Annotated in this window: 8 protein-coding genes; 2 read left to right on the forward strand and 6 right to left on the reverse strand. The window is 61.5% G+C overall.

The features are described 5' to 3' along the window. Window positions 1-232 precede the first annotated feature (232 nt). The 5 genes from DEVEQU_RS17630 to tkt all read right to left on the reverse strand — a co-directional run bounded on the left by DEVEQU_RS17630 (window position 233) and on the right by tkt (window position 5,884). Window positions 233-1,531, reverse strand: coding sequence for a flavin-dependent oxidoreductase (locus DEVEQU_RS17630; RefSeq protein ID WP_126151914.1), 1,299 nt, complete (start codon window positions 1,529-1,531; stop codon window positions 233-235). 88 nt (window positions 1,532-1,619) lie between these two features. Continuing rightward, the gene (locus tag DEVEQU_RS17635; protein ID WP_126151915.1) at window positions 1,620-2,087 is read right to left on the reverse strand and encodes a DUF3237 domain-containing protein; all 468 of its coding nucleotides are present in this window, start codon (window positions 2,085-2,087) and stop codon (window positions 1,620-1,622) included. Window positions 2,088-2,140: 53 nt separating this feature from the next. Further along, on the reverse strand, window positions 2,141-2,671 hold the full coding sequence (locus DEVEQU_RS17640) for a putative glycolipid-binding domain-containing protein (protein ID WP_126151916.1): 531 nt from the start codon (window positions 2,669-2,671) through the stop codon (window positions 2,141-2,143). Between the two features lie 181 nt (window positions 2,672-2,852). Then, entirely contained in the window at window positions 2,853-3,860 is a 1,008-nt protein-coding gene (gap, locus tag DEVEQU_RS17645) for a type I glyceraldehyde-3-phosphate dehydrogenase (protein WP_126151917.1), read from the reverse strand. Between the two features lie 47 nt (window positions 3,861-3,907). Next, entirely contained in the window at window positions 3,908-5,884 is a 1,977-nt protein-coding gene (gene tkt / locus DEVEQU_RS17650; RefSeq protein ID WP_126151918.1) for a transketolase, read from the reverse strand. A 217-nt stretch (window positions 5,885-6,101) separates the two neighbouring features. Here tkt and DEVEQU_RS17655 point away from each other — a divergent pair, with 217 nt between their 5' ends. Both DEVEQU_RS17655 and DEVEQU_RS17660 read left to right on the forward strand, forming a co-directional pair. Continuing rightward, window positions 6,102-6,389 (forward strand): DUF4164 family protein, encoded by a 288-nt coding sequence (locus tag DEVEQU_RS17655; protein ID WP_126151919.1) that lies wholly within the window; start codon window positions 6,102-6,104, stop codon window positions 6,387-6,389. 4 nt (window positions 6,390-6,393) lie between these two features. Continuing rightward, window positions 6,394-6,768: a cell division protein ZapA gene (locus DEVEQU_RS17660; protein ID WP_126151920.1), complete on the forward strand. Its 375-nt coding sequence runs from the start codon at window positions 6,394-6,396 to the stop codon at window positions 6,766-6,768. A gap of 212 nt (window positions 6,769-6,980) precedes the next feature. On the opposite strand, the gene DEVEQU_RS17665 is transcribed toward DEVEQU_RS17660, so the two are convergent. Continuing rightward, window positions 6,981-8,027 (reverse strand): type I restriction enzyme HsdR N-terminal domain-containing protein, encoded by a 1,047-nt coding sequence (locus DEVEQU_RS17665; protein ID WP_126151921.1) that lies wholly within the window; start codon window positions 8,025-8,027, stop codon window positions 6,981-6,983. Between the last annotated feature and the right edge of the window lie 218 nt (window positions 8,028-8,245).

Genomic DNA, 8,245 nt, shown 5'->3' on the forward strand with positions numbered 1-8,245 from the left:
TTTGAGGGGAGGGCTATCGCATATGGGTTTGAGCGTGCTGCACACCCCCACCCAACCTCCCCCTAAAGAAGGGGGAGGGGCCGCGTCGCGTGCCGGGGCAGATGTTGCCAAAACGCAGCTCGGACTCCCTACCCTTGCGTGGAGGGCTGGGGGGCGAGAGCCCGTGGCCGGTTATCAAACCGCCCGCTAAACGCGGACGGCGAGCGGGAGCCGAGGTATCGGCGCCCTTCTGCTACGCCTCCACCGGTGCCCTTAGCGTCGCGCCTTGGGGGATGGTGTCGGGACCGGTGTTGAGCTGGTCGATGGCAAAGCCGGCGGCGGCTTTGTAGCGGGCCATGAAGTCGTTGCGCTCGGCGGCGGGGACGACGTCGTCGATATCATCGAATTGCCCGCCGCAGCGGTCGTTGACGATGTTGAGCAGGCCAAACGGGCCGGCGCCGCGATTGCGTAGCACCAGCTCGGAGACGGGGCCGCAATATGCCTGGTCATAGGCACGCAGCGCGGCCTGGGTGACGCCGTGTTCGAGCAGGGCGACGCCGAGATGGCGGGCGTCCATGATGGCCTGGCTCGCGCCATTGGAGCCGGTGGGATACATGGCATGGGCAGCATCGCCCATCAGCGCCACCGGGCCATCCTGCCAGGTGGGGACGGGGTCGCGATCGATCATCGGGTTTTCATAAGCGACATCGGAGCGGCGCAGCAGATCGGGCACGTCGAGCCAGTCATAGGTCCAGCCGTCGAAATGATGGGCGAATTCATCCACGGTGACCGGGCGGAACCAGCCGCTGGAATAGCGACCGTCGTCCTTGTCGACCGTGACCTCGGCGATCCAGTTGATCATGGCGAGGCCGGTTTCGGGATCGGGCTTGGAGATCGGATAAAAGACCATGCGGTGGCGATGGGTGCCGAGGCCGACAAAGGAGGCGCCTGAGCGGATGGGCCTGGCCTGGGTGGTGCCGCGCCACATGATGGCGCCGCCCCAATGGATCGGCGGCTGCTCGGGATGCATGGTGGCGCGGACGGCCGAATGGATGCCGTCGCCGGCGATGAGCAGAGTGGCGCGGTGGCGCAGTTGTGTGCCGTCGGCGCGCTGGATCAGGGCGGTGACGCTGCCATCGTCATGGCGCTCATAGCCGGTGACCTTGTGGCCGAGTTTGACCACATCCGGCCCGGCCCGCTGGAGCAGCACCTTGTGCAGCAGCATGTGGAAACGGCCGCGATGCACCGCATATTGCGGCCATTTGTAACCGGCGAGCAGTCCGCGCGGTTCGGAATAGATGTCGTTGCCATTGAGGCCCACCAGCGCCCATTCGCGCGCCTCGACCCCGACCTGGTCCATCAATGTTGCATCGATCCCCATCGCATAGAGTTCGCGCACGGCATTGGGCTGGATATTGATGCCGACGCCGAGCGGGGCGAGTTCGCGGACCGATTCATAGACGGTGAAGGGGACGCCGATCTGCTGCAGGGTCAGCGCCGTGGCCAGACCGCCGATACCGCCGCCGGCAATGATCACATGTGGTTCGGACACTTTTCCCCGCTCAGCTCATTTCCTCGGCGTCGGTCATAAACGAGCACGGATGGCGAGCGCAATGGCTCCAAGGCTGTGGCTTGCGCCTCTATTCGACCGAATAGATGTCGATCTGCACCCCCGTCGGCGTCTTGGCGCCGGTGCCGACAAAGACCAGGCTGTTGACGAAGCTATAGTCGGGGTGGCCGGTCTCTAGGCGGATGGTGGACCGCATGTAATAGGCCTCGGGCGGGACTGCTTCGCCTGAAACGAGGCTTTTCATGATAGCTTCCGGGCCATGGCGAAAGCCCTGGTCGATGATTTCGACGATGGCGCCGTCATGGGTTTCGATCGCGTAGCGGGCATCGAGAATGGCGACGCCTTCGTGGTTGACGGTGAGCCAGTCGGCGCCGCCGGGCAGGATGCGACCATTGAGGCGCGGGCCGCTGACCTCGCCGCCGGCAATGGTGACGATGCGGCGCTGGCCCAGCCGGCCCAGGCCCAGCGGGCGCATGGGGCCCGCTTCCACCAAAAGGGTGCAGAAGGGGCGCAGCACAGGGGCGTTCAGGGCGAGCATGGGTATCCTCCAACCGATTGCGGCGGCACGCTAGCGGCTGATGCGCGGCGCGGCTAGCGTTGGCGGGCAAAAAGGCCGGGATAGTCGGTGACGAGGCCATCCGCGTCGACTTCGAGCACGGCTTCGAAATCGGCGGACTGGTAGCGGAAATGGGTGGGATCGAGGCGGGTATAGATCTGTTCGGAGCGCTGATAGGAGAGGTCGGTGGCGTCGATCCAGGCCATGGCGAAGCGGGTGGGCTGGTCGGTCCAGTCATGGCGCCAGATGGGCAGGGCATTGGTCAGTGGGGTGGGCCAGATATCGACATCGATGCAGCCGCGCAGCGCGGGAATGGGCTCGGCGCGGTCGTCGGACCAACTGCCGGCGCCATCGGAGAAAAGCTCGATACCCCTGCCGTCGGCGCGCTCGATTTTCACCGTGCGCGTATGGCCATTTTCGTCGAGCTTGATGCGGTAGAAGAGGCCAAAATCCGGCCCGATAATGGCGCCGCGAATGCGGGTGTCGCGGGTATTGGCGATGATATGGGCGTGCTCGAGAGTGTCGAGGTCCAGGCCACGCCAGCGGATGGATCGGTTGAGGGTCATGATTGTGCTCCAGCCAAGCGCACGATGGCGCAAGTTACAGTCGCTGTCACCGGGGCTGTTCTCCCCCTCACCGACTCGGCTGCGCCGAGCCACCTCTCCCCGAGGGGGAGAGGAATAGAGGGTGCGTCCAACAAAAAGGGCGCCCCGGAGGACGCCCTTTTCAAACTTTGAATCGAAAGCCTCAGAGCGTCTTGCTCAGGGCGACGGCGGTGTCGGCCATGCGGTTGGAGAAGCCCCATTCATTGTCGTACCAGGACAGGACCGACACGAAATTGCCGCCCATCACCTTGGTCTGGTCGAGAGCCATGGTGGAGGAGTGCGGATCGTGGTTGAAGTCGATCGAGACGTTGGGCTGGGTGGTGTAGCCCAGCACGCCCTTGAGCTCGCCATCGGCGTACTTCCTGACGGCAGCGTTGATCTCTTCGGCGGTCACGTCGCGCTTGGCGATGAACTTGAAGTCCACGCAGGACACGTTCGGGGTCGGCACACGCACCGAGACGCCATCCAGCTTGCCCTTGAGCTCGGGGAGGACGAGGCCGATGGCCTTGGCCGCGCCGGTCGAGGTCGGGATCTGGCTCAGCGCAGCCGCGCGGCCGCGATAGAGATCCTTGTGCATGGTGTCGAGGGTCGGCTGGTCACCGGTATAGGAATGGATGGTGGTCATCATTCCCTTTTCGATGCCGAATTCCTTGTGCAGCACATAGGCCAGCGGGGCCAGGCAGTTGGTGGTGCAGGAGGCGTTGGAGATCACCACGTCGTCCTTGGTGAGGGACTGGTGGTTGATGCCGTAGACGATGGTCTTGTCGGCGCCGTCGCCGGGAGCGGAGATGATCACCTTCTTGGCGCCGGCCTTGAGATGGGCCGAGGCTTTTTCCTTGGAGGTGAAGATGCCGGTGCATTCGAGCGCGATGTCGATGCCCATGGCGGCGTGCGGCAGGTTGGCAGGATCGCGTTCCGCGGTCACCTTGATCGGGCCACGACCGACATCGATGGTGTCGCCGGAAACGGTCACGGTGTGCGGGAAGCGGCCATGGACGCTGTCGAAGCGCAGCAGATGCGCATTGGTTTCGACCGGGCCGAGATCGTTGATGGCAACGACTTCGATATCGGTACGACCGGATTCGATGATGGCGCGCAGGATGTTGCGGCCGATGCGGCCAAAGCCATTGATGGCGACGCGAACTGCCATGTTAGACGCTCCTAACGGGAGGGAAGACAAAGGGAGGCGCGGCTCTCTTACAACTGACTGGTGACGGCTTCAACAACGGCCTTCGGCGTAATGCCAAAGTGGGCATAGAGTGCGTCAATCGGACCCGAGGCGCCGAAGGAGTGCATGCCCACGAACTTGCCCTTGTCGCCGAGCAGCTTGTTCCAGCTCATCTCGATACCGGCTTCCACCGCAACACGGGCCTTGGCCTTGCCGATAACCTCGGCCTTGTAGGCGTCGGACTGCTTGGCGAAGAGCTCCATGGAGGGGACCGAGACGACGCGGGCGGAAATGCCCTTTTCGGTCAGTTCCTTCTGGGCCTCGACGGCAATGGCGACTTCCGAGCCGGTGGCGAAGATTACCGCATCGGCATCGGCGGGGCCGACCAGGGTATAGGCGCCCTTGGCGGACTTGTTTTCGGTCGAATATTCGGTGCGCACGGCCGGCAGGTTCTGGCGGCTGAGGGCCAGGATCGAGGGGGTCTTTGCCGCTGCCATGGCCAGTTCCCAGCACTCGGCGGTTTCCATGGCATCGGCCGGACGGAAGACGTTGAGGTTGGGAATGGCGCGCAGAGCTGTCAGGTGCTCGACCGGCTGGTGGGTCGGGCCGTCTTCGCCGAGACCAATGGAGTCATGGGTCATGACGAAGATGGAGCGGATTTCCATCAATGCGGCGAGGCGAATGGCGGGGCGGGCATAGTCGGTAAAGACCATGAAGGTGCCGCCATATGGGATGAGGCCGCCATGCAGGGTCACGCCATTCATGGCGGCGCCCATTTCATGCTCGCGAATGCCGTACATCATGTAATTGCCGGCATGATTGTCGGCCTGGAACGGCACGGTATCGGGCGTGTTGGTGAGGTTGGAATGGGTGAGATCGGCCGAGCCGGCGAGAATTTCCGGCACGGTCTTGGTGATGACTTCCAGAGCCATCTGGCTGGCCTTGCGGCTGGCGACCTTCGGCTTGTCCTCGGCCAGCTTCTTCTTATAGGCGGTGAAGGCGTCGGCGAAGCCGGAGGGCAGCGTGCCGGACATGCGGCGGGTGAACTCGTCCTTCTTGTCGGACTTGGCGAGACGGGCCTCCCATTCGCCGCGCAGGTTCTGGCTGCGGGTGCCGGCAGCGCGCCAGGCTTCGAGAATATGCGAGGGGATTTCAAAGGCCGGGTAGTCGATGCCCAGGGCCTGCTTGGCACCGGCCAGTTCCTCGGCGCCGAGCGGGGCGCCATGGACCTTTTCGGTGCCGGACTTCTTGGGTGCGCCGAAACCGATCGTGGTCTTGGCGGCGATCAGGGTCGGCTTGTCGGTCGAGGCCTTGGCATCGTTGAGGGCCTTTTCGATGGCATCCTGGTCATGGCCGTCGATCTCGATGGTGTTCCAGCCGACCGCTTTGAAGCGGGCGATCTGGTCCGTCGAGTCGGCGTTGGAAACCTTGCCGTCGATGGTGATGTTGTTGTTGTCCCAGATGACGATCAGCTTGTTGAGCTTGAGGTGACCGGCCAGGGAAATGGCTTCCTGGGAAATGCCTTCCATCAGGCACCCGTCACCGGCCAGCACAAAGGTGTGGTGGTCGACGATGTCGGAGCCGAATTCTGCGGCGAGCTTGGCTTCGGCGACGGCGAAACCGACCGAATTGCCAAGGCCGGCGCCCAGCGGACCGGTCGTGGTTTCGATGCCGGTGGCATGACCATATTCGGGATGGCCGGCAGTCTTGGCGCCGAGCTGGCGGAAATTCTTGACCTGATCGATGGTCATGTCCTCGTAACCGAGCAGGTAGAGCGAGGAATAGAGCAGCATCGAGCCATGGCCGGCCGAGAGGATGAAGCGGTCGCGGTCTGCCCAGTGCGGATTGGCCGGATCGAATTTCATCACCTTGGTAAAGAGCACTGTGGCGATGTCGGCGCAGCCCATGGGCAGGCCGGGATGGCCGGAATTGGCTTTCTCCACCGCGTCCATGGACAGGGACCGGATCGCATTGGCCAATTCGTTCTGCTGGGTGGTATTCGTCATCGGGAGGACCGCTCTCTCAAGAAGGCTTGAATTCGTGGGAGCGGCGGCGCTGCCGGCCTCCTCCCAAAGGCGGGTTGAGGCATAACAGGTTCGGTCCCGCTGTCAATGTCATCTCCCGCATTTCCGGGGCATTGCGCGGGGTGGATGGTTGCATTGACGGCCCGGCTGGGGCAGGTTTGGAGGGCCGGAGTCGCCGCGTATCGAGGGCAGTAGTGCCATGAGTGAGACAGAACATGAAGAGGGGCTGGTCTCAGCCACGGCCCGGTTCGACCGGGCGATGGCGCGACTTGAGGCGAGCCTGCGCGACCTGACCGGCCGCATCCAGCGCCATCAGCGCATCGAGGTGGATACCCAGCGCCTGGTGCATGAGCGGGCCCGTCTCGCCACCGAGCTCGACAAGACCGCGGCGCGCGCCAAGCGCCTCGACGATGGCGCCCAGGAAGTGTCGCGCCGGCTGGTCGATGCCATGGAAAGCGTGCGCGCAGTGCTGCAGAAGGCGGAGTAGGCCGGTGCCAGAAGTCAATGTCGAGATCAATGGCCGCAAATATCGCATGGCCTGCGAAGATGGCCAGCAGAAGCATCTGATCGGGCTGGCCGAGCGCTTCAACCGCAATGTGGAGCAGCTCAAGGGCGCTGTCGGCGAAATCGGCGACAACCGGCTGACGGTGATGGCCGGGATCGCGGTGCTTGACGAATTGAGCGAAGCCGAACGGCGCATTGCTGCGCTGGAACGCGACGTGCTGGAGCTGACCCGCGCCGGGCAGGATATTGCTGTCGAGCTCGAAAATACCGAGGCGCAATTCGCTGCCAAGCTGTCCGAGGCGGCGCGGGTGATCGAAAGCGTGGCGGGCGTGCTGGATGAAACGGCGCCGCTGAAGAGCTGAGGGGCGTGGGAGCCGCGCTTAGAGCGTTTCAAGTTCTGGTTGATGCGGCTTCATCGCCCCCTCCCCCCTGAGGGGAGGGCCGGGGTGGGGGTCGTTTAGCGATCCACTGATGGACCCCCTCCCTCAATCCCTCCCCTCAAGGGGGAGGGAGGCGAAAGCACCCAGAGTCCACCTCAAGTTGAGATGATCCAGTCTCGCAGGGCTGCGGGCGATTATTGATTTTGCATATAGAAGCCAACAACGGTGCGGATCGCCTCTCGCGCAACGAATATGCCGTCGATATCCTCGATATCAAATCGCGATGCCTCTTTGTCTGGACCAAATACACTCAGGAACTTCGTCTTTCCGTTGAAGTGCATTCGCGCAACCGGTTTGCGGTTGTTATCATCAAACAGGATTGCGCAATAACTCTGGGCATCCCTAAGTGTGATGCGAGAGACAGGAGCAACCTCAGCGGCTATAGCCCGAACAATCATGAAGCCCTGCATCTCTTCAGGCGTTGTTTCAATCTTGCTGTCGCTAACAGCAGGGATTTCCTCCTCAGGACCACTGTCGAAGGCCACATCAATTTTGTGCTTGGCGCGTTGGCGGAAGAGGTCATCGAACGCTCGGCGAACGATAGGCTTCAAATCACTCACGACCGCGCCGGTCAGCTTTCCTTCGTAAAACTCCCTGGCGATGAACCGAACAAATTCTTCGTCAGGATTGGCCCACTGTGACTCAATGAAATTCATCGCACCACGAAGATATTTCAGTGACGAGGCCGCCGCTTGAATATTCTCGATACTAAAATTGCTCTTGTGAAATTTCTCCAGCTCTTTCAGGTCATTTTCGTCGTAGGAAAGCAGATCAAATTTAAAGAAGGGCGATGCATCCATTTTATTGGGCGCATCCAAGTCTGTGAAAAACCAAATATGCAGACCGTTCGTCAGAATGCCGATGTTGGTATCACAGGTGTGAAAGTAGCGAAAAAGCTGACTGTACTGTGCGTCGCGCAAGTTTGTGGAGACCGATTTAGCCTCAACAAGATACTCGATCCGGTCGCCGATCTTGCAAGCATAGTCAATTTTCTCACCTTTCTTCAGTCCGATATCGGCAACGTATTCCGGAATGATCTGGGTGGGATCGAAAACGTCGAAACCCAAAACCCTGAGGAATGGCAACACAATAGCGTTCTTGGTTGCCTCCTCGGTTTGTGCGACTGCCTGCGCACTAATTGCTCTTTTTGCTAAGTCGGCAACGTCTTCTTTAAATGACAAATTCTCCCCCCTTTTTCTTTAGGCTAAGACCATCTAGCTTTTCTGTAAATCAAAACTATGTGCATTTTGGTGGCAGACAAACAAACCCGCCGCTCGATTTGCCGTAGATTTTTATCGCCTATATGCAGGCCTCGAACGGTACGATCACCAGCCCCCACCCGGCCTCCCCCAGAACTTTCTGTGATACACATCTCCGCGCCCACGACCCAACAGGCAAG

The organism is Devosia equisanguinis (assembly GCF_900631955.1).
GTDB classification, from domain to species: domain Bacteria; phylum Pseudomonadota; class Alphaproteobacteria; order Rhizobiales; family Devosiaceae; genus Devosia; species Devosia equisanguinis.